Source organism: Sphingopyxis sp. GW821-FHT02C12 (genome assembly GCF_059421785.1).
Map to the genome: position 1 here is coordinate 1581998 of NZ_JBWKVQ010000001.1, position 24891 is coordinate 1606888.

At 67.7% G+C, this 24891-nt stretch carries 23 protein-coding genes; 12 read left to right on the forward strand and 11 right to left on the reverse strand.

Going from position 1 to position 24891, the window contains the following annotated elements:
• Positions 1-21 precede the first annotated feature (21 nt).
• From AC07U1_RS07485 to AC07U1_RS07520, 8 genes are all read left to right on the forward strand, one after another.
• Entirely contained in the window at positions 22-633 is a 612-nt protein-coding gene (locus AC07U1_RS07485) for a TetR/AcrR family transcriptional regulator (protein ID WP_495176951.1), read from the forward strand.
• Between the two features lie 342 nt (positions 634-975).
• The gene (locus tag AC07U1_RS07490; protein WP_495176950.1) at positions 976-1377 is read left to right on the forward strand and encodes a hypothetical protein; all 402 of its coding nucleotides are present in this window, start codon (positions 976-978) and stop codon (positions 1375-1377) included.
• A 5-nt stretch (positions 1378-1382) separates the two neighbouring features.
• Complete coding sequence (locus tag AC07U1_RS07495) at positions 1383-2666, forward strand: efflux RND transporter periplasmic adaptor subunit (protein ID WP_495176949.1); 1284 nt, start codon at positions 1383-1385, stop codon at positions 2664-2666.
• Positions 2667-2756: 90 nt separating this feature from the next.
• Entirely contained in the window at positions 2757-5933 is a 3177-nt protein-coding gene (locus tag AC07U1_RS07500; protein WP_495176948.1) for an efflux RND transporter permease subunit, read from the forward strand.
• Positions 5934-5944: 11 nt separating this feature from the next.
• Positions 5945-7348 carry an efflux transporter outer membrane subunit gene (locus tag AC07U1_RS07505; protein ID WP_495176947.1) on the forward strand — a complete coding sequence of 468 codons (1404 nt, stop codon included), beginning with the start codon at positions 5945-5947 and terminating at the stop codon, positions 7346-7348.
• A gap of 319 nt (positions 7349-7667) precedes the next feature.
• Positions 7668-8285, forward strand: coding sequence for a hypothetical protein (locus tag AC07U1_RS07510; RefSeq protein ID WP_495176946.1), 618 nt, complete (start codon positions 7668-7670; stop codon positions 8283-8285).
• On the forward strand, positions 8224-8823 hold the full coding sequence (locus AC07U1_RS07515; RefSeq protein ID WP_495176945.1) for an RNA polymerase sigma factor: 600 nt from the start codon (positions 8224-8226) through the stop codon (positions 8821-8823). The genes AC07U1_RS07510 and AC07U1_RS07515 overlap by 62 nt, the downstream gene beginning before the upstream one ends.
• On the forward strand, positions 8820-9152 hold the full coding sequence (locus AC07U1_RS07520) for a hypothetical protein (RefSeq protein ID WP_492737528.1): 333 nt from the start codon (positions 8820-8822) through the stop codon (positions 9150-9152). The genes AC07U1_RS07515 and AC07U1_RS07520 overlap by 4 nt, the downstream gene beginning before the upstream one ends.
• A gap of 119 nt (positions 9153-9271) precedes the next feature.
• Here AC07U1_RS07520 and AC07U1_RS07525 read toward each other — a convergent pair whose 3' ends face one another.
• From AC07U1_RS07525 to AC07U1_RS07560, 8 genes are all read right to left on the reverse strand, one after another.
• Positions 9272-10999, reverse strand: coding sequence for a flotillin family protein (locus tag AC07U1_RS07525; RefSeq protein WP_495176944.1), 1728 nt, complete (start codon positions 10997-10999; stop codon positions 9272-9274).
• A 69-nt stretch (positions 11000-11068) separates the two neighbouring features.
• Positions 11069-11695 carry an OB-fold-containig protein gene (locus AC07U1_RS07530; RefSeq protein ID WP_187141255.1) on the reverse strand — a complete coding sequence of 209 codons (627 nt, stop codon included), beginning with the start codon at positions 11693-11695 and terminating at the stop codon, positions 11069-11071.
• Between the two features lie 60 nt (positions 11696-11755).
• Complete coding sequence (locus tag AC07U1_RS07535) at positions 11756-13189, reverse strand: GGDEF domain-containing protein (protein WP_495176943.1); 1434 nt, start codon at positions 13187-13189, stop codon at positions 11756-11758.
• A 79-nt stretch (positions 13190-13268) separates the two neighbouring features.
• Positions 13269-13991 (reverse strand): hypothetical protein, encoded by a 723-nt coding sequence (locus tag AC07U1_RS07540; RefSeq protein WP_495197678.1) that lies wholly within the window; start codon positions 13989-13991, stop codon positions 13269-13271.
• Between the two features lie 17 nt (positions 13992-14008).
• Positions 14009-15220 carry a toxic anion resistance protein gene (locus tag AC07U1_RS07545; RefSeq protein WP_492737519.1) on the reverse strand — a complete coding sequence of 404 codons (1212 nt, stop codon included), beginning with the start codon at positions 15218-15220 and terminating at the stop codon, positions 14009-14011.
• Positions 15221-15284: 64 nt separating this feature from the next.
• Positions 15285-16244, reverse strand: a complete 960-nt coding sequence (locus AC07U1_RS07550; RefSeq protein ID WP_495176941.1) for a bile acid:sodium symporter family protein — start codon at positions 16242-16244, stop codon at positions 15285-15287.
• A 43-nt stretch (positions 16245-16287) separates the two neighbouring features.
• Positions 16288-17007 carry a cytochrome c biogenesis CcdA family protein gene (locus AC07U1_RS07555; protein WP_495176940.1) on the reverse strand — a complete coding sequence of 240 codons (720 nt, stop codon included), beginning with the start codon at positions 17005-17007 and terminating at the stop codon, positions 16288-16290.
• 35 nt (positions 17008-17042) lie between these two features.
• Positions 17043-17462 (reverse strand): thioredoxin family protein, encoded by a 420-nt coding sequence (locus tag AC07U1_RS07560; RefSeq protein WP_492737513.1) that lies wholly within the window; start codon positions 17460-17462, stop codon positions 17043-17045.
• A 191-nt stretch (positions 17463-17653) separates the two neighbouring features.
• Between AC07U1_RS07560 and AC07U1_RS07565 the strand changes: the two genes are divergently transcribed.
• From AC07U1_RS07565 to AC07U1_RS07575, 3 genes are all read left to right on the forward strand, one after another.
• Positions 17654-18310, forward strand: coding sequence for a 5'-methylthioadenosine/S-adenosylhomocysteine nucleosidase family protein (locus AC07U1_RS07565; protein WP_495176939.1), 657 nt, complete (start codon positions 17654-17656; stop codon positions 18308-18310).
• The gene (locus tag AC07U1_RS07570) at positions 18307-18975 is read left to right on the forward strand and encodes a D-Ala-D-Ala carboxypeptidase family metallohydrolase (protein WP_495176938.1); all 669 of its coding nucleotides are present in this window, start codon (positions 18307-18309) and stop codon (positions 18973-18975) included. The genes AC07U1_RS07565 and AC07U1_RS07570 overlap by 4 nt, the downstream gene beginning before the upstream one ends.
• A gap of 88 nt (positions 18976-19063) precedes the next feature.
• Positions 19064-19720 (forward strand): hypothetical protein, encoded by a 657-nt coding sequence (locus tag AC07U1_RS07575; RefSeq protein ID WP_495176937.1) that lies wholly within the window; start codon positions 19064-19066, stop codon positions 19718-19720.
• 62 nt (positions 19721-19782) lie between these two features.
• Here AC07U1_RS07575 and AC07U1_RS07580 read toward each other — a convergent pair whose 3' ends face one another.
• From AC07U1_RS07580 to AC07U1_RS07590, 3 genes are read right to left on the reverse strand one after another with little or no spacing between them, the layout of a single operon-like run.
• Positions 19783-20790 (reverse strand): cytochrome d ubiquinol oxidase subunit II, encoded by a 1008-nt coding sequence (locus AC07U1_RS07580; RefSeq protein WP_187141265.1) that lies wholly within the window; start codon positions 20788-20790, stop codon positions 19783-19785.
• Complete coding sequence (locus AC07U1_RS07585) at positions 20787-22178, reverse strand: cytochrome ubiquinol oxidase subunit I (protein ID WP_187141266.1); 1392 nt, start codon at positions 22176-22178, stop codon at positions 20787-20789. Before AC07U1_RS07585 ends, AC07U1_RS07580 begins: the two co-directional genes overlap by 4 nt.
• Before the next feature lie 9 nt (positions 22179-22187).
• Complete coding sequence (locus tag AC07U1_RS07590; protein WP_187141267.1) at positions 22188-22745, reverse strand: GbsR/MarR family transcriptional regulator; 558 nt, start codon at positions 22743-22745, stop codon at positions 22188-22190.
• 269 nt (positions 22746-23014) lie between these two features.
• On the opposite strand from AC07U1_RS07590, the gene typA reads away from it, so the two are divergent.
• The gene (typA, locus tag AC07U1_RS07595; RefSeq protein WP_187141268.1) at positions 23015-24847 is read left to right on the forward strand and encodes a translational GTPase TypA; all 1833 of its coding nucleotides are present in this window, start codon (positions 23015-23017) and stop codon (positions 24845-24847) included.
• Positions 24848-24891: the final 44 nt, after the last annotated feature.

Below are 24891 nucleotides of genomic sequence, written 5' to 3' on the forward strand. Positions count from 1 at the left end.
GCATATTATATACCGACCGTTATGGAACAGGATGTCATCTCCGCCCCGAAAGGCCGTCCGCGCGAATTCTGCGTCGACCAGGCGCTCGCCTCGGCGCTCCACGTCTTCTGGGCCAAGGGTTATGACGGCGCGTCGATGAACGATCTGACCGAGGCGATGGGCATCACCAAGCCCAGCCTCTACGCCGCCTTCGGCAACAAGGAAGCCTTGTTTCACAAGGCGTTGGATCTCTACGAGCAGGAAAAGCTCGAATATGGCCGCGCCGCGCTCGAACAGCCGACGGCGCGCAAGGTCGCCGAATATTATCTGCGCGGCGCGATCGAAATCCATGGCGGCGCCAGCGACCCCAAGGGGTGCATGGGGCTGATTTCGTCGCTCGCCTGCAGCCCCGAGGCCGAGTCGATCAAGGCCGACGTCGTGCGTCGCCGTGCCTCGTCGCAGCGCCTGCTCGTCGAACGCTTCGAACGCGCCAAGGCCGAGGGCGATATCCCCGCGCATGTCGATGCCGAGGGGCTGACCAGTGTCCTTTATGCGCTGATCCAGGGAATCACCGTCCAGGCCGGTGCCGGCGCGACCCGCGCCGAACTCGAACGGCTGGTCGACACCAGCATGACGCTCTGGCCCAGCGCCTGACATATGCGCGCCTGAACGGCGGATGAAAATTATTTCGTACCGGGCGGTATAAAACTCTTGACGCGGCACCGATTCCGATTATATACCGGATAGTACAGAAGGTGGCTGGGCGGTTCGACCGGCTGCGAGGACGCGAAGGGAACGCCGATGCGCAAACGGACATGTAGAACCGCCTAGGGACCGCCCGGGCACATAAGCAACATTCTCGCGATCGGGCGACGGACCCCGTTTTCACGCGGCGGACGAACCCTTTCGCTCATCCGAAATCTCCCCTCGCCGGGCGCAAGCGTCCCGGGGCTCCAGCCCCCTTGTGCCCGGCACCCCCATCCAAGGAGGACAATCATGGCCTATCTCGCCGTCAACGAAGCGCTCGACTTCGCCCTCGCCCCTTCGCGCGTCGCCGCGCTCTCCCCATCGGCACCGAAAGCCAAACCCGCGGGCTTTTCGGCGCTGGAATGGTCGGTCGTGATGCTTGCCCGCCACGACCGGCCATCGTCCTTGCGCGAACCCGGCCGGGTCGGCCGGCTGCTCGGCGCGATTTTCGGCGACAGCTACAACCGCCGCCTCGCCGACCCGAGGCTCGAGGCGCTGCGCCGCATGGCGGTGCTCACCTGGCACCATGGCTATGCGGTGACGACGGTGCAGATCGACGCCTTCCTCGGCGCGGGCTTCACCACCGACCATTATGACCTGCTCGGCCGGCGCGTCGCCGATGTGCTCAGCACCCGCCTCTTCCGAAAGTAACAAAAATGAACATGCTCTCCCCCTTCGACCGCGCGAAAGCGCGGGAGGTCGAACTCGTCCCCGGCACGGTCAAGAAACCGAGCCGCTGGCGTCGCGGGGCGCTGATCGGCCTGCCGATCGCGCTCGTCGTCGCCGGCGGCTACGGCCTCAGTCAGCGGGGCGGCCAGGCGATCGCCGCGCCGCCGGTGCCGATCGTCACCGTCGCAGCGCCTTTGGTCCGCGACATCACCGAATGGGACGATTATGTCGGCCGGTTCGAGGCGAGCCGCTCGGTCGAGGTGCGCCCGCGCATCTCGGGCCAGGTCACTGCGGTGCATTTCACCGACGGCGCGATTGTCCGCAAGGGCCAGCTGCTCTTCACCATCGACCCGCGGCCCTATGCCGCCGCGCTCGCCGAGGCGCGGGCCGACGCGGCCAGCGCGCGCAGCGACCTCGAACTGGCGCGCGTCAACCTCGCCCGCGCCAACCGCCTGATCGCCGACGAGGCGGTGTCGCAGAGCGATCTCGACCAGCTCAATGCCAGGGTGCGTGCCGCTTCGGCGGCGCTCGCGGCGGCCGATGCCCGGGTGCGCTCGCGGTCGCTCGACGTCGAATTCACCCAGGTACGCGCACCGATCGGCGGCCGGATCTCCGACCGCCGCGTCGATGCCGGCAACCTCGTCGCCGCGGGCGAGGGGCCGAGCGGCAGCCTGCTCACGACGATCAACGCGCTCGACCCGATCTACTTCAACTTCGACAGTTCGGAAGCGTTGTTCCTGAAAGCGCAGCGCGAGCGCCAGGCCGGCGGCGCCGCGGCGCAGCAGGTCGAGATCCGCCTGCAGGATGAAAGCGACTATCGCTGGACGGGCCGCGTCGATTTCGCCGACAATGCGATCAACGCCAATTCGGGCACGCTGCGCGTCCGCGCGGTGATCGACAATCCCGACTATTTCCTGACCCCCGGCATGTTCGGCAATATGCGTCTCGCGCAGGGCGGGACGGTGTCGGCCTTGCTCGTCCCCGACGCCGCGGTGCGCACCGATCAGGCGCGCAAGCAGCTGTTCGTCGTCGGCAAGGACGGGACGGTCGCAGCACGGCCGGTCGAGACCGGCCCGCTCGTCGCCGGGCTGCGCGTCATCCGCTCGGGCCTGAAGGCCGACGACCGGGTGATTGTGCAGGGCATCCAGTTCGCCCAGCCGGGCGCCAAGGTGACTGCCAAGCCGACGGTGATCCGGCCCAGGGCCGCCCCCGCCGCGCCCGCCGGCGCGGGGCAGTCGCCCGCCGCGTCGCAGGCCACGCTGGCGCCGTAATCCGGCCCGCCGCGTCGGCTTCGTCCGGCGCGGCACCGCCAAACCCGATTGACCATTTTGCCGGCCCCCTTCGGGCCGAGGAGGCTCGCCATGCGTCTCAGCCATTTCTTCATCCGCCGCCCGATCTTCGCGGGCGTGATCGCGATCATCATCACGATCGTTGGCGCCTTCGCCTATTTCGGGCTGCCGGTGTCGCAATTCCCCGCGGTCGTGCCGCCGACGGTGACGGTCAGCGCCAATTATCCGGGCGCCTCGGCCGAGACCGTCGCCGACACCGTCGCGGCGCCGATCGAGCAACAGATCAACGGCGTCGACAATATGCTCTATCAATCGTCGCAATCGACCGGCGACGGGCGGCTGACGATCACCGTCACCTTCAAGCTCGGCACCGACCTCGACACCGCGCAGGTGCTCGTCCAGAACCGCGTCGGGCTCGCCGATCCCAGCCTGCCCGAGGAAGTGCGGCGACAGGGCGTCGTCGTGCGCAAGACCTCGCCTTCGTGGTTGATGGCGGTCAACGTCCTCTCGCCCGACGGTTCGCTCGACCGCAGCTATGTCTCCAACTATGCGCTGACCCAGCTCAAGGACCGGCTGACCCGCGTCGACGGCATCGGCGACGTCCAGGTCTTCGGCGCGCGCGACTATGCGATGCGCGTGTGGATCGACCCCGGCCGCGCCGCTGCGCTGAACCTCACCGCAGGCGATATCGTCACGGCGCTGCGCGAACAGAATGTCCAGGTCGCCGCCGGCACCGTCGGCCAGCCGCCCTTCGACACCGGCGCCGCGCACCAGCTCAGTGTCGAGACGCAGGGCCGTTTCAAGACCGCCGACGAATTTGCGGGCATCATCGTCCGCACCGCGCCCGACGGCGCGATCACGCGGCTCAGCGACGTCGCGCGCGTCGAGCTGGGGGCCGAGGATTATGGGGTGAACGCCTATCTGTCGGGCCAGGATTCGATCATCATGGGTGTCACCCAGCGGCCGGGCACCAACGCGCTCGCCGCCGCCGAGGGGATCAAGGCCGAACTCGCCGAAGCGTCGAAGAGCTTCCCGAAGGGGCTCGAGTACAAGATCATCTGGAACCCGACCGAGTTCATCAGCGAATCGATGTCGGCGGTGCAGGCGACGCTGCTCGAGGCGATGCTGCTCGTCGTCCTCGTCATCCTCGTCTTCCTGCAAAGCTGGCGCGCCGCGATCATCCCGGTCATCGCCATCCCCGTGTCGCTGATCGGCACCTTCGCGGTGCTCGCCGCGCTCGGCTATTCGCTCAACACTTTGTCGATGTTCGGGCTGGTGCTCGCGATCGGGATCGTCGTCGACGACGCGATCGTCGTCGTCGAAAATGTCGAGCGCAATATGGAGCATGGCCTCAGCCCCCGCGAAGCCGCGCACACCTCGATGGACGAGGTGTCGGGCGCGCTCGTCGCGATCGTGCTCGTGCTCTGCGCGGTGTTCGTGCCGACAACCTTCCTCACCGGCATCACCGGCGAATTCTACCGCCAGTTCGCGGTGACGATCGCCACCGCGACCGTGATCTCGCTGATCCTCTCGCTCACCCTGTCGCCCGCGCTCGCCGCCATGCTGCTCCGCCCGCGCGCCACCGAAGCGCCCGCGTCGGGATGGCGGCGTTTCGCCTGGCTCGCGGGCGACCGCTTCAACCGCAGTTTCGACCGGCTGAGCGACCGGTATGCCGCGACCGTGCGCCGCGTCGTCGCCGCCCCGCGCAAGGCGTTCCTCACCTATGGCGCGCTGATCGCCGCGACCGCCGGGATATTCTGGGCGACGCCGGCGGGCTTCGTCCCCGCGCAGGACCAGGGCTATGCGCTGGCCGCGATCCAGCTCCCCCCGGGCAGCTCGATCCAGCAGACCGATGTGGTGCTCAAGAAGGTCGTGAAAAAGCTGCTCGAGGTGCCCGGCACCGAGGCGGCAGTGATGTTCGCCGGCTTCGACGGCGCCTCGGGCACCCAGGCGTCGAATGCCGGCGCCGCCTATGTCACCTTCAAGCCCTTCGCCGAGCGCGCGGGCACCGACCGCACCGAACGCAATATCGAGGATGATATGCGCGCGGCGCTTGCCGACGTGAACGACGCCTTCGTGTTCGTCATCCCGCCGCCGGTGATCCAAGGCATCGGCAATGGCGGCGGCTACCGCATGATCGTGCAGGACCGCAGCGACGCCGGCTATCAGGCGCTCGAACAGGCGGGCGGCCAGCTGATCGGCGAAGCGCATAAGCAAGGCGAACTCGCCAACGTCTTCACCCTCTACAACACCGCGACACCGCGCGTGTACGCCGACATCGACCGCGCCAAGTCCGACATGCTCGGGGTGCCGCCGGCGCGGGTGTTCGAGGCGCTGCAGGTCTATCTCGGCTCGGCGTACGTCAACGACTTCAACCTGCTCGGGCGCACCTTTCGCGTCACCGCACAGGCCGAGGCGGCGGCGCGCGACGATCCGTCGGACATCGCGCAGCTCAAGACGCGCTCGAACACCGGCGATATGGTACCGCTCGGCGCGGTCGCGACCTTCAGCGACCGGACCGGCCCCTATCGCGTCACCCGCTACAACCTCTTCCCCGCGGTCGAGGTCGATGGCGAGACCGCGCCCGGTTACTCGACCGGCCAGGCGATTTCGGTGATGGAAAAGGTCGCCGAGAAATTGCCCGCGGGCTTCTCGGCCGAATGGACCGATCTGGCGTTCCAGCAAAAGGCGGCGGGCAATGTCGCGGCGCTGATCTTCGCGCTGTCGGTGGTGTTCGTCTTCCTCGTGCTCGCCGCGCAGTTCGAAAGCCTGACGCTGCCGCTCGCGATCATCCTGATCGTGCCGATGACCCTGCTCGCCGCGATGGCGGGGGTGAACCTGCGCGGTCTCGACAACAATATCCTGACCCAGATCGGACTCATCGTGCTGATCGCGCTCGCGGCGAAGAACGCGATCCTGATCGTCGAATTCGCCAAGCAGGCCGAGGAACGCGGCGCGAGCATCGTCGAGGCCGCGGTCGCGGCGGCGCGCGCGCGTCTCCGCCCGATCCTGATGACCAGCTTCGCCTTCATCCTCGGCGTGGCGCCGCTCGTCTGGGCCTCGGGCCCCGGTTACGAGCTGCGCCAGGCGCTCGGCACTGCGGTCTTCTATGGGATGATCGGGGTCACCTTCTTCGGGCTGATCTACACGCCCAGCTTCTATGTCGTCTGCCGCACGCTCGGCGACCGCCTCGCCGCCCGCCGCGGCCGCGGCGGCCAGTCCGATCCCGTGCTCCAGCCCGCCGAATAAGGAGAAAGCCCATGCGCACCCTTTTGCTCTCCACCCTCTCCGCGCTGACCCTTGCAGCCTGCGCGGTCGGGCCGGACTTCGCCACACCCCCGTCCCCCGTGACGGCGTCCGGCCCCTTCCTCTCGGTCAAGGCCGGCGTCACCAGCACCGCCCCCGCCGACGCCGACTGGTGGCGGCTCTACAACGACCCGGTGCTCGACACCCTCGTCGCCGACGCGCTCGCGGCCAACACCGACGTCCGCGTCGCGGTGGCGCGCATCGCCAAGGCGCGCGCCAGCTTGCGCGAAGTGCGCGGCGACCGCCTGCCGAGCACCAACCTCGGCGCTGGCGCCACCTATGGCCGCGCCAGCGCCGGACAGGTTCCGGCGGGCGCCGACCGCGAGGGGTGGCAGGTCGATGCCGGCCTCACCGTCGGTTACGAGGTCGACCTGTTCGGCCGCGTCAGCCGCGGGGTCGAGGCCGCACGCGGCGACGTCGCGGCGGCCGAGGCCGATGCCGATGCGGTGCGCGTCACCGTCGTCGCCGAAACCGCGCGTGCCTACGCCGATGCCGCCTCTTCGGCCGAACGGCTGGGCGTGGCGGAAAAGATCGTCGCGTTGCTCGACCAGTCGGTGAAGCTCACCGCGCGCCGCGCCGAGGTCGGCCTCACGACCCGCCTCGACACCGCGCGCGTCGCCGCCTTGCGCGACCAGCGCCGCGCCGACATCCCCGCGATCGCCGCCGAGCGCGACGCCGCGCTCTTCCGCCTCGCGACCCTCACCGGCCGCACCCCCGCCGACCTGCCGCCGATCGCCGCGGCGCGCACCACGACGCTCCGCCTCGACCAGCCGATCCCGGTCGGCGACGGCGCCGCGTTGCTCGCAAGGCGCCCCGACGTCGCGGCTGCCGAACGCCGCCTCGCCGCCGCGACCGCGCGGATCGGGGTCGCGACCGCCGATCTTTACCCGAAGGTCACGCTCGGCGGCTCGATCGGCCAGACCAGCGGCGGTCTCGGCGACCTGTTCGGCGGCGGCCCGCTGCGCTGGCTGCTCGGCCCGCTGATCAACTGGAGCTTCGGCAATCAGGAGGCGATCCGCGGACGCATCGCGGGGGCCGAGGCCGATACCCAGGCCTCGCTCGCGACCTTCGACGGCACTGTCCTGCGCGCGCTCGAGGAAACCGAGACCGCGCTGTCTTCCTACGCGCATATGCTCGACCGCCGCACCGCGCTGCAATCGGCGCGCGACGAGGCCGGGATCGCGGTGAAGATCACCCGCGCGCAGCAGCGCGAAGGCGCGATCGACGGCCTCGCCGCGCTCGACGCCGAACGCACCTTCGCCGAAGCCGAGGGCGCGCTGGCGCTGGCCGACGCCCGCATCGCCGACGCGCAGGTCGATCTGTTCCGCGCGCTGGGCGGGCGGTGGACGAAAGGCTGACCTAACGCCCAAAAACGCCGTCATTGCGACCCCGGCGAAAGCCGGGGGAGGCAATCCAGAGCGGTTTACGCCTACACTGGATTGCTTCGTCGCCTCCGGCTCCTCGCAATGACGAGCAATTTTTCTCCAAACCCTGCATCCACGGCGCACCCTCGTGCCGTCTACCAGTTGACCGGCCCCAACAGCCGGTCCTTGCGGCGACCGCGACGCGGTTCGCGGCCGGCCTTCCGCTCTCCCCGGGGCGGTCCGGCTCAGCGGCCTTGCTCGCGGTCGCCGCCTGTGGTTTCACCATGCCTTCGGGCATGCAGGGAGAAAGACGATGTTCCATCTTTTGGCCGCGACCCAGGCCGCTGCTGTCGCAGCCCCGCCGGCCGTTCCGCCCGCCGCCGTCGCCGCACCCGTCGCGATGCCCGCGCAATCGATCAGCCCCGCCGACGTCGCCTCCTATATCGACCCGCGCGACATCGCGTCGTTCATGCCGCCGCCGCCGCCGACCACCGAGCTCGTTGCGGTCAGCGACAGCTTTTTCCGCCTGATGGAAAATATCACGATGGTCGCGCTGTTCGTCATCGGCTTTTTCCTGCTCGCACGGCTCATCCACGCGTGGATGCTCCACCGCTCGATCCGCCGCGCGCTCGAGGCGAAATCGGACGCGGTCGCGCCGCTGATCGACAAGCTCAACAAGCCCTATGAACATCTCGGCGCACCGAACGGCGCCGCCGCCACGCCGAATGGCGGCGACGATCGCAACGCGCTCGTGCTGCTCGCGATCGGCCTCGCCATGGCGGGCTTCGGGCTGATTCAGGGGCATGAGGAATTGATCCGTATCTCGGCCGGCGCCGCGCTCTTCCCCGCCTTCGTCGGTATCGCCCTGCTTGTCCGCCGCCGCCTCGCGCGCGCCGCGGCTGCCGAGGAACGGGCCGCTGCACAAGGATGAGGACGCTCGCGATGAAGATTGGGCCCTCAACCAGCGCGTTGCCGGGGGAGACCGTGCCGCTTTCCAGCTCCTCGTGCTGCGGCACGAGGGGCGGCTGCGCTCCTTCCTGTCGCGTGCCGCGGGCAGCGAGGCCGACGGCGACGACCTCGCGCAGGAGGCGTTTGTCCGCGCGTGGAGCCGGGCGGGCGATTATCGCGGGCAGGGCAGCTATGCGGCCTGGGTCATGGGGATCGGCTGGCGCCTGTTCCTCGACCAGCGGCGCACCGCGAAACGCCGCGAAGGGCTGGCCGCGCGCGATGAGGACGCCGCGACCAGCAGCAACCCGCACCCCGCGACCGACGCCGCGATCGACGCCGACCGGCTGCTCGCCGGCTTGTCGGCGCAGGAACGCGCCGCGCTCACCCTCTGCTTCGGCCATGGCTGGTCGCACGGCGAGGCCGCAGAGATCATGGCGGTGCCGCTCGGTACGCTCAAATCTTTGGTCTTGCGCGGCCGCGCCAAGGCGCAGAAACTGATCGGCGAAGGAGGCGCGGCATGACCGGGTCGGACGACATGGATGCGATGCCCGATGCGTTTCTGGCCGCGATGCTCGCGCCGCCGACGCGCCCCGGCGACCGCGCCTTCGCGGTGCAGGTCGACCGCGCGATCGACGCGCAGGCCGCCTATGCCCGCGCCCGCGCGCGCTTCTGGACCAGCTTTGCGTACGAGGCACTGGCCGTGGTGGCGCTGCTCGCGGCCTTTTGGCTCCTCTCGGGCACCGCCTTGCTCGCCCCGCTCGCCGGCCCCGCGCAATGGGGCCTCGCACCGCCGTTGCTGCTGATCCTGCTATTGTGGTTCGGCGGGACGCAAAGGCTGCGCGGGGCTTAGGGAAGGCTTCGGGCTGAAATTCCTCCCCATCGCTTCGCGACAGGGAGGATCTTTCGGTCCGCCAACCACCCCAACCCCTGCAAGCCTTCAGCCGGCGGGGGTTGGAAAGACCAGAAAAATCAGGCTTCGTCGTCGTCCTCGACCGGTTCGGGCGCGGCGGGGCGCGGCTTTCGGCCTGCGCGCGGAGCGGGGGTCGCGACCGGCAACCCGGCCTCGGCGGTCGCGCCGCCGATCAGCGCGTCGAGCGAGCCGCCGTCGAAACCGAGTTCCTTCATCAGCCCGTCGATCACCGGCGCCTGCGCGCGATAGGCGAGCGCCGCCGACACCGCATTGCTGGCGAGGTTGCCGCCGCCCCCACCGCCATGGTCGCCGGTGCCGCCGCCCGATCCGCCGCTCCCGCCGCCATTCTGCGTGATCCCGTCGACCTGGACGATCTTGATCGAATCGATCGCCTCCATCGGCTTGGCGGCTTCGCGCACCACCTCGGGCAGCACTTTCAGCAGCGCCATCTTGGTCTGCAGCGAAATCTGGTTCGACGACAAGATGTTCGCCGCCTCGTTGATCGCGCGCTGGCCCGCGGCCTCGACCTCGAACCGGACGCGCGCCGCCTCGGCACGCAATCTCTCGGCGTCGGCTTCGCCCTCGGCTTCGAAACGCAGCGCCGCCGCGCGGTTCGACGCGGCTTCTTTCTCCGCCTCGGCTTGCACCTTCACCGAAATCGCCTGCCGCTCGGCTTCCTTCGCCGCCTCGATCAGCTCGATCCGTTTGGACCGCTCGGCGATCTCGGTCTCGCGCGCGGTTGCCACCTGTTCCTCGGCGGCGACCGCGACGGCACGCGCCTCGTCCGCCTCGCCGCGCGCCTGGCTTTCCTCGCGGCTCTTGTTCTGGATCAGGATCTGCTGCTCCTGCCGCGCCAGCTCGACCGCCTGCTCCTGCGCGATGCGCGCTTCCTCGATCGCGCGATCGGCCTCGATCTGCTTGGCATCGACCAGCTGCTTGGCCTGGATGCGGGCACCCTCGGCCTCCTGGTTGCGCTGCGCCTGTTCGCGGGCGATCTCGGCGGCTTGGACGGCGCGGCGCATCTCGACCTCGCGCTCCTGCTCCAGCCGCGCGAATTCATTGTCGCGGCTGATCTCGAAGCTGCGCTTGTCGGCCTCAAGGTTCTTGGTCTCGATCTGAACGCGCGTATCCTGTTCGATGTCGTTGCGCGCCTTCTTGCGCAGCTCGATCTGCTCGGTCAGCTTGGTCAGGCCCTCGGCATCGAAGGCATTATTGGCGTTGAAATGCTCGATCGACGTCTGGTCGAGTCCGGTCAGCGACACCGATTCGAGTTCGAGTCCGTTCATCGACAAATCGTTCGAGCTGACCTGCTGCACCTTCTGCACAAAATCGGCGCGCTGTTCGTGCAACTGGTTCATCGTCATGCCCGCCGCGACCGAGCGCAGCGCGTCGACGAACTTGCCCTCGACCAGGTCTTTGAGCGCCTCGGGGTTCATCGTGCGCAGGCCCAAGGTCTGCGCCGCCATCCCGATCGCGCCGGCATCGGGCCGGACGCGGACGTAAAATTCGGCCTTCACGTCGATGCGCAGCCGGTCGAGCGTGATCAGCGCATCGACATTCTTGCGCTCGACCGCCAGCCGCACGGTGTTCATGTTCACCGGCATCGTTTCGTGGAGCACCGGCAGCACCAGCGCGCCGCCGTTCATGATCACGCGTTCGCCGCGAAATCCGGTGCGGACAAAAGCTATTTCTTTCGTCGCGCGGCGATAAAGCCGGGTGATGATCAGTCCCAGGATCAGCAGGACCGCAAGCCCGACGCCGGCGTAGATCGCAATTTCAATCATCATGGAATTTTACTGCCCCCAAAGCTTGTTTTCGGCCCCCAGAATCGGGGGCGCCATGGGGCAATCTTAAGGTCAGTCGAGGCGGGGTAAATAGAAATCGCCGTTTGAAAAGCCTTTGAATATTTCGCCGTCGCGCTTGACCAGCAAGATCGTCTCGCCGGTCTGGAATCGCTGGTCTGCGCTGTCGGGCTCGACCATGATCTGGTGCGGCTGGCCGTGACGGTCGGTGCATTTGGCGGGCGCCGGATTTCCCGGCGATGCGGTTCCGACGGTGATCGTCGCGCGCGTGCCGATCAATTCGTCGCGATCGATCGCGGTGGTCTCGATGCCCGGGAAGACGCGCGCGATCACCCGCGCCGCGGCGCCCGTCGGCGGGAGCGCGGCGACCGCGGCCACCGGCGCCGCCAACAGGCTGGTCGCGGGGCCGCCGGTCAGCGCCGTCAGCAGTTGCTGGAACCCCAGCCCCAGTGTCCCGAACAGCGCGAGGAAGACGACCAGCCACATCAGAAAGGGCACGCGCCCGATCCCCGCCCAGGCGAGTAGCGCCTCGGCCGCGCCGGCGTCGCCGTCATGGTCGCCGACATGCGCGCCATCGACATCGCCGACGACGCCCAGCGCCTGCACCGCGCCGATCAGCAACATCAATAACAGCGCGGCGCTGAAGATCACATTTTCGGAAGCGAAAAACTGGTCGAACATCCGGGACCTTGTGGCGCCGGCACTCGCGCTTGGCAAGCGATGCGCGCGTGCGGGCGCGGGTCAGCCGGCCAGCGCGACGGGGTCGTGCCGCGCGACTTCGATCCGGTCTCGCCCGGCACCTTTCGCCCGGTAAAGGGCCGCATCGGCGGCGGCGAACAACGACTCTGTCGCCGGGGGCGACGATCCGTCGATCAGGGCGATCCCGATGCTGGCGGTCAGGGTGATCGCGCGATCGTCGTCCACCTCGAACGGATCGTCACGCAGCGCGCCGAGGATGCCGGCGGCGATCCGGCTCGCCATGGCCCGGTTCGTCGCGGGCAGGAAGACGGCGAACTCCTCGCCCCCCATCCGGCCGAAATGGTCGCCGGCGCGCAGGCACGACCGGACGCGCCCGGAAAAGGACTGCAGCAACCGGTCGCCGGCGGCATGGCCGTGATTGTCGTTGATCGCCTTGAAATGATCGATGTCGATCATCAGGATCGCGGCGGGCTCGCGCGCATTGGCCAGCGAAGCCTGCACATCGTCCAGAAAGGCGCCGCGGGCGCGGGTCCCGGTCAGATGGTCATGCGCGGCGATATGGCGCAGCCGGCCGAGCAGCTCGTTGCGGTTTTCGGCGATGCAGGCGACGGTGACCGGCGCGATCGCGACCAGCGCGGCGCCGAGCCGGATCGAGATCATCATCATTTCCGCATCGACGCCGGTCCGGGAGGCGAGAACGATCAGCGCCCAATTGCCGTACAAGAGGGTCAGGATGGCGACGGTGAAGACGCGATAGGTCAAACCGCACCACAGCAGCGCCGGAACCGGAAAGGCGATCGCGCCGGGGCCGCCGACGATCGCCGCGAGCAGGCAGGACAGCGCCAGCGCGACGATTGGAAGGATGCGCGCCGTCGGCAGCGCGCGCAGTCCGTCGCGCACGGCGCCGGGCAGCGCGCCGAAAGGCGGCGCGGCCAGCAGCAGCGGCAGGATCGTCACATAGTTGACGAACTCGGTCGCGAACCAGAAGGACCATCCCGACAACAGCTGCCGCCCGAACAGCCAGGGGTTGGCGACCGCTCCGATCACGCCGGCCACGGCCGCCCCCGCGGCGACCGTCAGGACGAGGAACAGCATCGACGCAGGCTGCCGCAGCCGGATCATGTCGGCGGGCCGGCGCGCATAAATGGCGGCGGCGGTCGCGATGCCCGCCAGGTTCGCGCTGTTGAGCAGCAGCGCCTTGGGCAGGCTGGCCCCGGTCAGCAGGTCGGCCGCCAGATAGGCAGCGGCCGCCGCAAGCCAGCCCTGCCATGTCCGGCCCGCCGGGACACGGAGCAGGAAGGCGAGCATGATCGCATTGGCCGGCCACAAATTGGCAAGGAAACCGATCGGGCGCGTGTAGATGCCGAACAGGCTTGCCGCGAAGACCAGCGCGAACAGGATCAGCGCGGCACGGCCCCGGCTGCCCCTTGTCCCGGCATCATCGCGCGTTCGCGGTCCGTCTGTGATTTCGTCCAACTATGCCTCCCGAAACCCGGTTCCGGAAAGCCGATGCTATAGAGTCAGGGCGTTAACCGCCAGTAAGCCGCCTGGAATTTCAGAGGGGCGCGGGTCCGTCCTCGTCGCCGACACCCTGATATTTGAGCTGCAGATAGCGTTCGCGCGTCGCCAGCTTGTCGAGTTCGCCCGCCGCCAGGCTGCGCGCGGCATGGCCGATCTCGCTTTCCAGCGTCTTCAATCCGCCGACCAAAGTCTCGTCGGGTGTCCGCCCCGCATGCGCCTCGCCGCGCAGCCCGGCGGGAATCCGCTGATACCCCGCGACCAGCTCGGGCAGGTCCTCGCCGACGAGTTTGCGGATGTTCGACGCGGCGGGGCTCGACGCATCGAGCGTCTGGAGCTGCGGCGCGAGCAGGTCGAGCTGCACCCCGATGCCGTCGACCAGCGTCCGCGCCGGGGCGGGTAGCGCCGGACGCTGCGCTTCGAGCCAGATTTCGGTGCGGCCCGCGAGCTGCTTCAAATCGGTCTTGGGCAGGTCGGCCTGGCGCGGCTCGGGGAAGGGCGAGCGGCCGAACAGTATCGCGACCCCGATCAGCAGCACGGTGAGCGCGAGCAGGCCGACGAAGCCGAGCGGCTGGATCAGCAACCCGAACACCGCCGCGCCGAGCAACACGACCCCCGCAGCGACCAGTATCCGTCCCAGCTTCTTGTACAGATGCTGGCGGCGCAGCGCGACGCTCTTGGTCCCGATCGGCCGCCGCCGCTCGCGCGACCGTTCGATCGCGGCATTGCCGAGCGCGCTGATCTTGTCGACCTCGCTCATAGTCATCGCGGCTCCGCTCACGCTTCGAGCGAGGCGAGCGGGCTGTCGGCCCCGCCGACGCTCGCCTGCGCCTGGCTCGCGCCCTCGGCGCGCGCGATATAGCCCTTCGACTTGGCGACCTCGCCCTCGAGCGACTGGACCGTGGTCTTCATGCTGTCGAGCGCCTTGAGCTTGAAGGTGTCGATCGCATCCATCGTGTCATAGATGTTCTGGAAGGCGCGGCTGAGCGTCTCCATCGGGATCGTGCTCGACGCGGCCTGTTCGTGGATGCGCGCGGTGTTGTCCTTCAACATCTTCGACGTGCCGTCGATGATGTTCGCGGTGGTGGTGTTCAGCGCGGTGATCTGTTCGAGCACCAGCTTTTGGTTGGTCATCGCCTGCGCGACGGTGATCGCGGTCTTGAGCGCGCCGACGGTGGTCGTACTCGCGCGGTCGACCCCCTTCACCAGCTCGATATTGTTCTTCTTCACGAGGTCGAGCGCGAGGTAACCCTGCACCGTCACCGCCATCTGGGTCAGCAAATCCTGCGTCCGCTGCCGCGCATAGAAGAGCGCATTTTCGCGCAGCACCTTGGCTTTCGCGGGATTGGTGCCGTCGAGTTCCTCGGCCTTGGCCTCCAGCCGCGCGTCGAGGGTGCCCGCGATGTGGATCATCTGCTCGAGCTTGCCCATCGCCTCCCACAGCTTGCGGCGCTCGACGTCGATCGCGGCATTGTCCATCAACAGCTCGTCCTTGCCGTTCGACAAGGCGGTCAGCACGCCCGAGATATGCGACTGGGCGCTGCGATATTGCGCGAAATAATTGGTGACGCTGCTGCCGAAAATCTTGTCGAGAAAGCCGCGCTTCGACAGCAATTTGCCGTTCGCCGACGGGTCGAGCCGCTCGACGGTGTTGCGCAGTTCAATGAGGTTCATGCCGATGTCGCTGTCGCGGTCCATCGCCTTCACTGGCCGGTCGAGGAAGCGGTTCGACTGGTTCGCCGCCTCCAGCATTTCCTTGCGGCCCATATTGGTGATCTGGTCGATCCGCTGGCCGAATTCGGGGCTGTTCTCGTCCTGCGCGACCAGATCGTCGATAAAGCCGTCGACGCGCTCTTCCAGCTTCGATTTCTGCTCGGTCGACAGCGAGACGAGGCCCGCGGCCTTTTCGGGCGACACCACGGGCACCGGATCGGGCGGGGTCAGCTTCAGTTCGTCGGTTGCCGTCGCGGTTGCGGTCTGCTCGCTCATTCGTCTTCCTTTCGGGCCCCGTACCGCTTGCCTATATGGCACGCGGCACTGTGTTATTCAAGCATCACACTTCATTCGCGCTGCCCAGCACCGGCGCCAGCCAGGCCGACAGGATCAGCTGCGCCATATGATAGACAAGGATCGGCACCAGCACCATGCCCGCGACCGCGGGCGGAAACAGCGTCGCGGCGAGCGGCGCGCCGACCGCGATGCTTTTCTGCGCCCCCGAAAACAGCAGGGTGATCCGGTCGGGCCGCGCGAGCTTCAACAGCGCGCCGACCGCCCAGGCCCCGCCGAACGCCAGCGCCAGCAACACCCCGACGACGCCGAACACGATCGCGATCTCGCGCCCGTCGAGCAATTGCCAGATGCCCGCGACGACCGCGGCCGAAAAGGCGACATAGACCGCGATCGCGATCGCGGTGCGGTCCATGAAGGTCGCCAGCTCTTTGTGCGCCAGCACCCATGGCCGCAGCCAGCGCTGCACCAATTGTCCCGCTATGAAGGGCAGCAGCAATATCGCGACGATACGCAGCACCGCCTCGCCATGAATCTCCCCCGCGCTCCCCGCGAGTCCCGCGAACAGCAAGGGCGAGGCCGCGACCCCGATCAGGTTGAGCAGCGCCGCCGCGACGACGCTCGCCGCGACATTGCCGCCCGCCAGGCTGCTCGCGGCGGTCGCCGACTGGACGGTCGAGGGCAGGATGCCGAGGAACAGAAAGCCGAGCGCCAGCGTCGCGGGCAGGAAGGATGCGGTCGCCGCCTGCGCGGTGAGCCCGAACAGCGCCATGATCCCGAAACAGAAGGTCAGCGCGCCCCCCTGCAATTTCCAGTTGCGGATGCCGTGCAGCACCTCGTCACGCGGCAGGCGGACGCCGTTGAGAAAGAACAGGAATATGATCGCCGCGGTCGAAACCCACTGCGCCACCGGCACCATGCTTCCTCGCACCGGCAGCAGGCTGGCGAGCAGGATCGTCGCGAGGAGCAAGGGCACGAAGCGGTCGGGGAAGATGCGCGCGAGCATTCGGCGCGTGATGACGACGCCGCAGCGGCTTGGCAAGGTCCGATCAGAAGCGCGTCGACCAGTCGCTCGCCCACGCCGGTCCGTGGATCAGGAACCAGGTTTCGATCGCCTTGTCCCAGCCGGAGAGCACCAGCACCCCCGCGAGCAGCAGGCCGAAACCGAGCCATTGCTTGCCCCGGTTCGATGCCTTGCCCAGCCGGTCGCGCCCGCGCAGCAGCGCTTGCCGTCCGAGCAGGCCGATCGCGAGCAAGGGAATCGCGATGCCGATGCCGAACACCAGCATCACCGCGCCCGCCTGCGCCAGCTCCTGCCCCTGGCTCGCGAGCAACAGCGCGGCGCCGAGCGTCGGCCCGACGCACGGACTCCACACCGCGCCGAGCAACAGCCCGAGCCCGAATTGGCCGCCGACGCCGCGGCGCGGGCCGCCCTGGCTGCGGCGGTTCGCCCAATCGCCGATCGGCGTCAGCAGCCGCGTCATCGCGCGCTGCGCCGACGGGACAATCAGGATCAGGCCGAAACCGATGAGCAACCACGCCGACACACGGCGGAATGCCGTCGGGTCGATGCCGATCGACACGCCGACGGTCGCGATGAGCAGGCCCAGCGCGGCAAAACCGGTGGCGAGTCCGATCGCCAGCGCCGCCGGTCCCCAGCGATGTTCGCTGCTCGCCGCGCCCAGCACGATCGGCAGGATCGGCAGGATGCACGGCGACAAGATCGTTAGCACCCCGGCGAGAAAGGCGGCGCCCAGCGTCAGCAGCATGTCGGCAGGTCCATGATCGCGGTCCGGCGCGCCGCTCAGCGCGTTGAGGCGACGAGCCGCGCGATCTTCGAGGGGTCGGTTTCACCGAGCAGGCGGCCGGTCTCGGTCTTGCCCTTATACGCGATCAGCGTCGACTGGCGGGTGACGCCGAGCGGGCGCTGGACATCCTTCTGGCTGTCGAAATCGATCCGGAACACCACGACATTCCGGTTCGCGGGCAGCTTTTGCGCGGCGGCGATCCCCGGCTGCTGGCGTGCGCACACCGGGCACCAGGGCGCATGGACGTCGATCAGGATGCGCTGCCCCCTGGCGCGCGCCGCGTCGAATGCCGGCTGGGTGAATTTCACGAACGCCACCTCGCTCTTGTCGGCGGCAAAGGCCGGCGCGACATGCGCGATGCCCGCGCCCAGCGGCGCGGCGGCGATCAGGGCGGCGAGGATGATGTTGCGGGTCATGGCGGGGTCCTTGGATGGTGCGGGGGTTTGAGTCCCCTTGTTCGCGGCCGCGCCGCAAGAGGTTACAGCGCTATGCCAACCGAACACTCGGATCCCGCCGTTCGTCCCGAGCGTCGTCGAGGGACATTGGCGCGGCGCAAAGCTGTCCCGACTTCGCTCGACACGAACCGAAACGGGGTTAGACACGCCCCATGGCCAACCTCCTCATCCTCGCCGCGCTCGCCGAAGAGGCCGACGCCCTCTTCCTCGGCACCCGCACCCCGATCCACGGGGCCTTCCCCGTCCGCCGCCTCACAACCCACGGCCACCGCATCACCGTCGCCATCTGCGGCCTCGGCAAGGTCAACGCCGCGCTCGCCGCCGGGCTGTTCGCGGCCGACGCCGACATCCTCCTCATGTCGGGCACCTGCGGCGCGCTCGGCGCCGAACCCGGCCGCGCCTATTGGCTCGCCGAGGCGGTGCAGCATGATTATGGCGCGAACGAGCCCGGTCTTTTCCGCCGCTATCGCGCCGGCGACTGGCCGATGGGCGAAGCGGGCGAAGCGCATTTCGCCGCGATGGCCGACCCCGGCCTCGGCCTGCCGCATGCGCGCATCGCCAGCGGCGACAGCTTCGTCGCCTGCCCCGATGCCGCCGCCGATTTGAAGGCCAATCTCGGCGCGACGCTCGTCGATATGGAGGTCGGCGCGGTCGCACAGGTCGCGGCGCGCCTCGGCAAGCCCTGGGCCGCGATCAAGGCGGTCACCGACGATGCCAATGACACAAGCGGCGGCGATTTCCAGGCGAACCTCGTCCGCGCCGCGCGGGCTGCGGGGCAGGAGGTCGAGCGACTGGTCGCGATGCTGTGAGGCGCGCGCTGGTCGCCGCGCTGCTGTTGATCGTCGCCGCGGCCGCCGGCTGGGCGCTGCTCACCCGCTCGGTCGCCCCGATCATCGGCGTCGCGCCGCAAAAGGACGCCGATCTCTTCGCCGCCTGGCGCCTCGGCGCCGCGAAGAACGATGTCGTGGGAATCGAGGCCTATCTGAAAAGCCGGGGCGTCGCCGACGTCCTGCCGCTCGCCGACATCTTGCGCAGCGACGCGCGCTGGCGGCGCTGCAAGGCGGCCCAACCCTTCGCCGTCCCGCCGCGCGCGCTCTGGCCCGCGATGGTGCCGACCTTGCGCTATATCCGCGATGAACTGGTCCCCGTCACCGGGCCGGTGCGTATCGTGTCGGGTTATCGCGACCCCGTCGCCAACAGCTGTTTCAAGGGCGCGAAAGCGAGCCGCCACCTCCGCTTCGCGGCGCTCGACCTCGAACCGGTCGCGCCGCTGTCACGCGACGATCTGATCGCGCGCCTCTGCCCCCTCCACGCCCGCACCGGCGCGCGCTTCGACGTCGGTCTCGGCATCTACACGGTCACCCGCTTCCACATCGACGCCGCCGGCTATCGCCGCTGGGGCGCCGACTATCACGCGGCGTCGTCGCCGTGCCAGACTCTGACCGTTTCACCCCACCCGTCACCCCGGACTTGATCCGGGATGACGAACGGCGGCAAGCGGCCAAATAGCGCGCCGTGAAAATCGGGCTTCGGCAGGCGGCCAAGGCGCGGTAAGTCGGCGCATGCGAATCGAAGGCAATTATAAAGACGATGGCTATGCGACGATCCGGGGCCTGATCCCGCCGGAGGTCGCCGCGAACCTGTTCCGGCAGATCGAACTCGACCTGTCGGCCGCGGGCAAGAGTTTCGACACCTTTGCCAAGCCGCACCCGCTCTCCAAGAAGCAGACGATCGACATCTCCGGCCATTTCTACCGGCCGCTGACGACCTTTTTGTGGGGCCTGACGCCGATCGTCAGCGAACTGACCGGGGCGGACCTGCTGCCCAGCTACGACTATTTCCGCATCTATGGAAAGGACGACATCTGCCGGGTCCATTCGGATCGCCCCTCGTGCGAGCACAGCGTGTCGCTCACGCTCGTTTACAGCGACGCTGTACCCTGGTCGCTGGAGGTCGGGTCGGTGCCGGTGAAGGGTGAGGGGCCGTGCGTCGACGATTTCGGTGACGAACCCTTTACCGCGGTCGCGATGCAGCCCGGCGACGCCGTCCTCTATCGCGGCATCGACCTGCGCCACGGTCGCATGACGCCCAATCCCAACCAATGGTCGGCGCATCTGTTCCTGTTCTGGGTGGAGCGCGGTGGCCCGTTCGAGCAGCATGCCTTCGACGAGCAACGCCTGCGGTCGGAATTGAAGCGCGTCAGCAATCTCGACGTCTGAGCGCGGCGCCGGAACCCCGAACCCAGTCTGTGTCGGATGAAAGCGGACAGCCCGCCCACCCCTCACTCATAACTCAAATGCGTCGCCTTCCCGCGAAAGATCCAGTGCGACAGGATCGAATATCCCAAAATCACCGGCAGCACGAACAGCGCGCCGATCAGGATGATGCTCAGCGATTCGGGTGACGCCGCCGCCTGCCAGATGTCGAGCCGGTCGGCGATCAGATAGGGGTAGAAGCTATAGGCGATGCCGACGAAGCCCAGCGCGAACAAGATGCCCGCGGTCGCCAGCGGCACCCAACTCAGTTCGTCCTTTTCGCGCAAGGGTCGGCGCAGGAAGATCGCGAGCCCGGCGAACAGCGTCGCGGCGGCGATCGGGATCGGCAGCAGCGCGATGATCTCGGGCAGGCGGAACCAGCGCGCGAAGATGCGCTCCGACAGCAGGGGCGTCGCGATCGAGATGATCGCCATCGCCAGCGCGGTCAGCCACAAAGTCACCTCGGCCCAGCGCACCGCGCGCTTCTGCAAATCGCCCTCGACCTTGTAGACCAGCCAGCAGGCGCCGACGAACAGATAGCCCGCGACCAGCCCGAGCGCTGCGAGCAGGCAGAACAATACCGACGACAGGCTCTGGTCGAACCCCAGCACATAGGCGCCGAGCATATAGCCCTGGCAGAGCGCGGTGAGCAGCGAGCCATAAAAGAAGGCGGCGTCCCAGCGATGCTTCTGTTCGGGCGGTGCCTTGGCGCGGAATTCGAACGACACCCCGCGCAGGATCAGCGCGACCAGCATCAGCACGACGGGCAGGTACAGCTGGGTCAGGATCAACCCATGCGCGACCGGAAAGGCGACGAGCAGCAACCCGATACCGAGCACCAGCCAGGTCTCGTTCGCGTCCCAGAACGGCCCGATCGACGCCACCATCAGGTCGCGGTTCGCGTCCTTCTCCAGCCGCGTCAGCATGCCGACGCCGAGGTCATAACCGTCGAGGATGACATAGAGCAGGATCGACAGGCCCATGAGGCCCGCAAAGATCACCGGCAGCCACCAGGGATCGACGAACGGCGTCATGGCGTCACTCCCTCTTCGAGCGGTTCGGCGGGACCGGGCGCGGCGCCGGGGATCGGGAACATCGCCTTCGCGTCGGGCGCCGCCTTGCCGAGCCGCGCGAGGCGGTAGAGCACCGCGATATAGGCGGCGAGCAGCACCACATAGACCGTAAGATACAGCGTCAGCGAACTCGCGACCATCGCGCTGCCGACCGGTCCCACCGCGTCGGCGGTCCTGAGCACCCCGGTGACCAGCCAGGGCTGGCGTCCGATCTCGGTGACATACCAACCCGCGAGCGTCGCGACCCAGCCGGCGAAGGTCATCGCGACGAGCGCGCGCGCATACCAGCGCGGCAGGCCATCGACCCCGCGCCGCCAGACATTCCACGCGCCGAACCACGATATCGCCAGCATCAGCACCCCCAGCCCGACCATGATCCGGAATCCCCAGAACAAGGGCGCGACCGGGGGATGGTTGCCTTCATAATCGTTGAGCCCGGGAACGACGCCAGCGGCTTCATGCTTCAGGATGAGGCTCGCGCCCGACGGCACGGCGACTTCCAGATGGTTGGTGCGCGCTTTCTCGTCGGGGATCGCGAACAGCACGAGCGGGACATGGCTGCGCGTCTCCCAATTGGCCTCCATCGCCGCGATCTTTTGCGGCTGATGTTCGAGCGTGTTGAGCCCGTGCATGTCGCCGACGAAAATCTGCACCGGGATCAGCAGTGCGGCGGCATAGAGGGAGGCTTTCAGCGTGCGCCGCACCCCTTCGCCGCCGCCGTCGCGCAGCCAGCGCCACGCCGACATACCCGCGATCAGGAAGGATACGGTGAGTGCCGAGGCGAGCAGCATGTGCATCAGGCGGTACGGCATCGACGGGTTGAAGACGATCGCCCACCAGTCGGTCGCATGGACGACGCCATCGCGGATCTCATAGCCGACCGGGGTCTGCATCCAGCTGTTGAGCGCGATGATCCAGAAGGCCGACAGCGTCGTGCCGCCCGCGACCAGGCATGTGGCGAGCGTGTGCACCCAGTTCGGCACGCGGCTGAACCCGAACAGCATGATCCCCAGGAACACCGCCTCGAGGAAAAAGGCGGTCAGCACCTCATAAGCGAGCAACGGCCCCGCGACATTGCCGACCTTTTCCATATAGCCCGGCCAGTTGGTGCCGAATTGGAAACTCATCGTGATGCCCGAGACGACCCCCATCGCGAAACTCAGCGCGAAGACCTTCACCCACAGGCGGTACGCGTCCATCCACGCCGCGTTGCCGGTGCGGTTGTACGCGAGTTTGAAGCCGAGCAGCGCCCAGCCCAATGCGATCGTGATCGTCGGGAACAGGATATGGAAACTGATGTTCGCCGCGAACTGGATGCGCGCGAGGATCAGCGGGTCAAGTGCGTCCATCGTCGTCTGCTACCCCCCGTTTGTGTCGAGCGAAGCCTGTCCCGAGCCTGTCGAGGCGGTCGAGACACCCTTCCCGCGGCCAAGCATGCGGTCCTTGAACTCGAGCGCTTTTACCACACGCTCGCCGAGCCGCAAAAGCTGGAGCAGCCGTTCGGTATCGAGCCGCTCCATCTCGGCATACCAGTCGGTGAGCAGCTCGATCTGTTCGTGCATCGCCGCGATGCGTTCCTGCGCGAAGCGGTCGGCGGGGTCGGTCGCGGGCTCCATCAGCAGCGCGCGCAGCGTCGTCAGCGTCGGGTCGATCTCGCGCTTCTTGCGCTCCTCGACGAGGGTGCGGAAGATCGCCCACACGTCGCGCGGGGTCGCATAATAGTCGCGCCGGTCGCCGGGCAGGTGCTTCAATTGCACCAGCCGCCAGCTTGCGAGTTCTTTCAGCCCCATCGAGACGCTGCCGCGCGACAGCCCCAGCGCCTCGCTGATCTCCTCGGCATGGCGCGGACCGTCGGCGAGGAACAGCATCGCATAAATCTGTCCGACGGTGCGGTTGATCCCCCAGCGGCTCCCCATCTCGCCGAAATGCAGGACAAAAGCCTGCGCTAGCGGGGAGAGCCGAAACGGCGGCGATGGAGAGTCGGGGGCGGACGAGGGATCCACGCGACTCGTTATAGCGTGAATTTCTGAAGTTTCAATAGTTATTGAAACTTCTTCGGCGCGCGCCACGCTCCGCAACACCTTCGCCAACTTCGGCAATTTCGTTGCGCTGCAACAAGGCTTCTGCTAGGCGCGCGCCGATCGCGGCAGCCACTGCCGCTCCCTCACAATCAAGGCCTTTCCGCATGTCTTTGCGCAACATCGCCATCATCGCGCACGTCGATCACGGCAAAACCACCCTCGTCGACCAGCTCTTCCGTCAGTCGGGCACCTTCCGCGACAACCAGCGCGTCGAAGAGCGCGCGATGGACTCGAACGATCTCGAAAAGGAACGCGGGATCACCATTCTCGCGAAGTGCACCAGCGTCGAATGGGGCGAAGGCGCCGACCTGACGCGCATCAACATCGTCGACACCCCCGGCCACGCCGACTTCGGCGGCGAGGTCGAGCGTATCCTCTCGATGGTCGACGGCGTCATCCTGCTTGTTGACGCCGCCGAAGGCCCGATGCCGCAGACCAAGTTCGTCACCGGCAAGGCGCTCGCGCTCGGCCTCAAGCCGATCGTCGTCGTCAACAAGATCGACCGCAGCGACGCGCGCGCCGCCGAAGTGCTCGACGAGGTGTTCGAACTGTTCCTGACGCTCGAAGCCAATGACGAACAGCTCGACTTCCCGATCCTCTACGCCTCGGGCCGCGGCGGTTTCGCGTCGGACAGCCCCGACGCGCGCGAAGGCACGCTCGAGCCTTTGTTCAAGACGATCGTCAGCCATGTCCCGACCCCGGGCCTGCCCGAAGACGGTCCCTTCACCTTCCTCGCCACGCTGCTCGACCGCGATAACTTCATCGGCCGCATCCTGACCGGCCGCGTCCAGTCGGGCACGGTCAAGGTCAACCAGCCGATCCACGCGATCGACATGGACGGCAAGGTGATCGAAACCGGCCGCGCGTCGAAGCTGCTCGCCTTCCGCGGTCTGGAGCGCGTTCCCGTCGAGGAAGCGCGCGCGGGCGACATTGTCGCGATCGCCGGGCTTTCGCAGGCGACCGTCGCCAACACTATCGCCGACACCAGCGTCAGCGAACCGATCGCCGCGCAGCCGATCGATCCGCCGACGCTGTCGATGCGCTTTGCGGTGAACGATTCGCCGATGGCGGGCCGCGAGGGCAGCAAGGTCACGAGCCGCATGATCCGCGACCGCCTGTTCCGCGAAGCCGAAACCAATGTTGCGATCCGCATCACCGAAAGCGCCGACAAGGACAGCTTCGAAGTCGCGGGCCGCGGCGAGCTCCAGCTCGGCGTGCTCATCGAAACGATGCGCCGTGAAGGCTTCGAACTCGGCATCAGCCGCCCGCGCGTGCTGTACGGCGAGGACGAGGCCGGCAAACGCACCGAACCCTATGAAACCGTCGTCATCGACGTCGACGACGAGCATTCGGGCACGGTCGTCGAGAAGATGCAGGTCCGCAAGGCCGACCTCACCGACATGCGCCCCTCGGGCGGCGGTAAGACGCGCATCACCTTCTCGGGCCCGTCGCGCGGCCTGATCGGCTATCATGGCGAATTCCTGTCGGATACGCGCGGCACCGGCATCATGAACCGCCTGTTCGAGAAATATGGCCCGTACAAGGGCAATATCGCCGGCCGCCAGAACGGCGTGCTGATCTCGAACGGCAACGGCGACGCTGTCGCCTATGCGCTTGGCCCGCTCGAAGAGCGCGGCATCCTCTTCGTCTCGCCCGGCGAGGCGCTCTATGAGGGCATGATCATCGGCGAAAATGCCAAGCCCGACGATCTCGAGGTCAACCCGATGAAGTCGAAGCAGCTCACGAACTTCCGCTCGACGGGCAAGGACGACGCGATCCGCCTGACCCCGCCGAAACGCATGACGCTCGAACAGGCGATCGCCTATATCGACGACGACGAAATGGTCGAAGTGACCCCGAAGAACATCCGAATCCGCAAGGCGCTGCTTGACCCGCACGAGCGCAAAAAGGCCTCGCGCAAGAAGGAAATGGCATAAAATTCGCACCGGCGGCCCCTCAAAAGGCCGCCGGTTTTCTTTCG

Bases quoted from the DNA above. Each gene is read 5' to 3' on its own strand.
- AC07U1_RS07490 (WP_495176950.1), top strand. From the start codon at position 976: ATGGCCTATCTCGCCGTCAACGAAGCGCTCGACTTCGCCCTCGCCCCT.
- AC07U1_RS07550 (WP_495176941.1), bottom strand. From the start codon at position 16,244: ATGCTCGCGCGCATCTTCCCCGACCGCTTCGTGCCCTTGCTCCTCGCG.
- AC07U1_RS07520 (WP_492737528.1), top strand. From the start codon at position 8,820: ATGACCGGGTCGGACGACATGGATGCGATGCCCGATGCGTTTCTGGCC.
- typA (WP_187141268.1), top strand. From the start codon at position 23,015: ATGTCTTTGCGCAACATCGCCATCATCGCGCACGTCGATCACGGCAAA.
- AC07U1_RS07505 (WP_495176947.1), top strand. From the start codon at position 5,945: ATGCGCACCCTTTTGCTCTCCACCCTCTCCGCGCTGACCCTTGCAGCC.
- AC07U1_RS07555 (WP_495176940.1), bottom strand. From the start codon at position 17,007: ATGCTGCTGACGCTGGGCGCCGCCTTTCTCGCCGGGGTGCTAACGATC.
- AC07U1_RS07500 (WP_495176948.1), top strand. From the start codon at position 2,757: ATGCGTCTCAGCCATTTCTTCATCCGCCGCCCGATCTTCGCGGGCGTG.
- AC07U1_RS07565 (WP_495176939.1), top strand. From the start codon at position 17,654: ATGGCCAACCTCCTCATCCTCGCCGCGCTCGCCGAAGAGGCCGACGCC.
- AC07U1_RS07495 (WP_495176949.1), top strand. From the start codon at position 1,383: ATGAACATGCTCTCCCCCTTCGACCGCGCGAAAGCGCGGGAGGTCGAA.
- AC07U1_RS07525 (WP_495176944.1), bottom strand. From the start codon at position 10,999: ATGATGATTGAAATTGCGATCTACGCCGGCGTCGGGCTTGCGGTCCTG.
- AC07U1_RS07560 (WP_492737513.1), bottom strand. From the start codon at position 17,462: ATGACCCGCAACATCATCCTCGCCGCCCTGATCGCCGCCGCGCCGCTG.
- AC07U1_RS07575 (WP_495176937.1), top strand. From the start codon at position 19,064: ATGCGAATCGAAGGCAATTATAAAGACGATGGCTATGCGACGATCCGG.
- AC07U1_RS07590 (WP_187141267.1), bottom strand. From the start codon at position 22,745: ATGGGGAGCCGCTGGGGGATCAACCGCACCGTCGGACAGATTTATGCG.
- AC07U1_RS07510 (WP_495176946.1), top strand. From the start codon at position 7,668: ATGTTCCATCTTTTGGCCGCGACCCAGGCCGCTGCTGTCGCAGCCCCG.
- AC07U1_RS07540 (WP_495197678.1), bottom strand. From the start codon at position 13,991: ATGAGCGAGGTCGACAAGATCAGCGCGCTCGGCAATGCCGCGATCGAA.
- AC07U1_RS07485 (WP_495176951.1), top strand. From the start codon at position 22: ATGGAACAGGATGTCATCTCCGCCCCGAAAGGCCGTCCGCGCGAATTC.
- AC07U1_RS07585 (WP_187141266.1), bottom strand. From the start codon at position 22,178: ATGGACGCACTTGACCCGCTGATCCTCGCGCGCATCCAGTTCGCGGCG.
- AC07U1_RS07580 (WP_187141265.1), bottom strand. From the start codon at position 20,790: ATGACGCCGTTCGTCGATCCCTGGTGGCTGCCGGTGATCTTTGCGGGC.
- AC07U1_RS07545 (WP_492737519.1), bottom strand. From the start codon at position 15,220: ATGAGCGAGCAGACCGCAACCGCGACGGCAACCGACGAACTGAAGCTG.
- AC07U1_RS07530 (WP_187141255.1), bottom strand. From the start codon at position 11,695: ATGTTCGACCAGTTTTTCGCTTCCGAAAATGTGATCTTCAGCGCCGCG.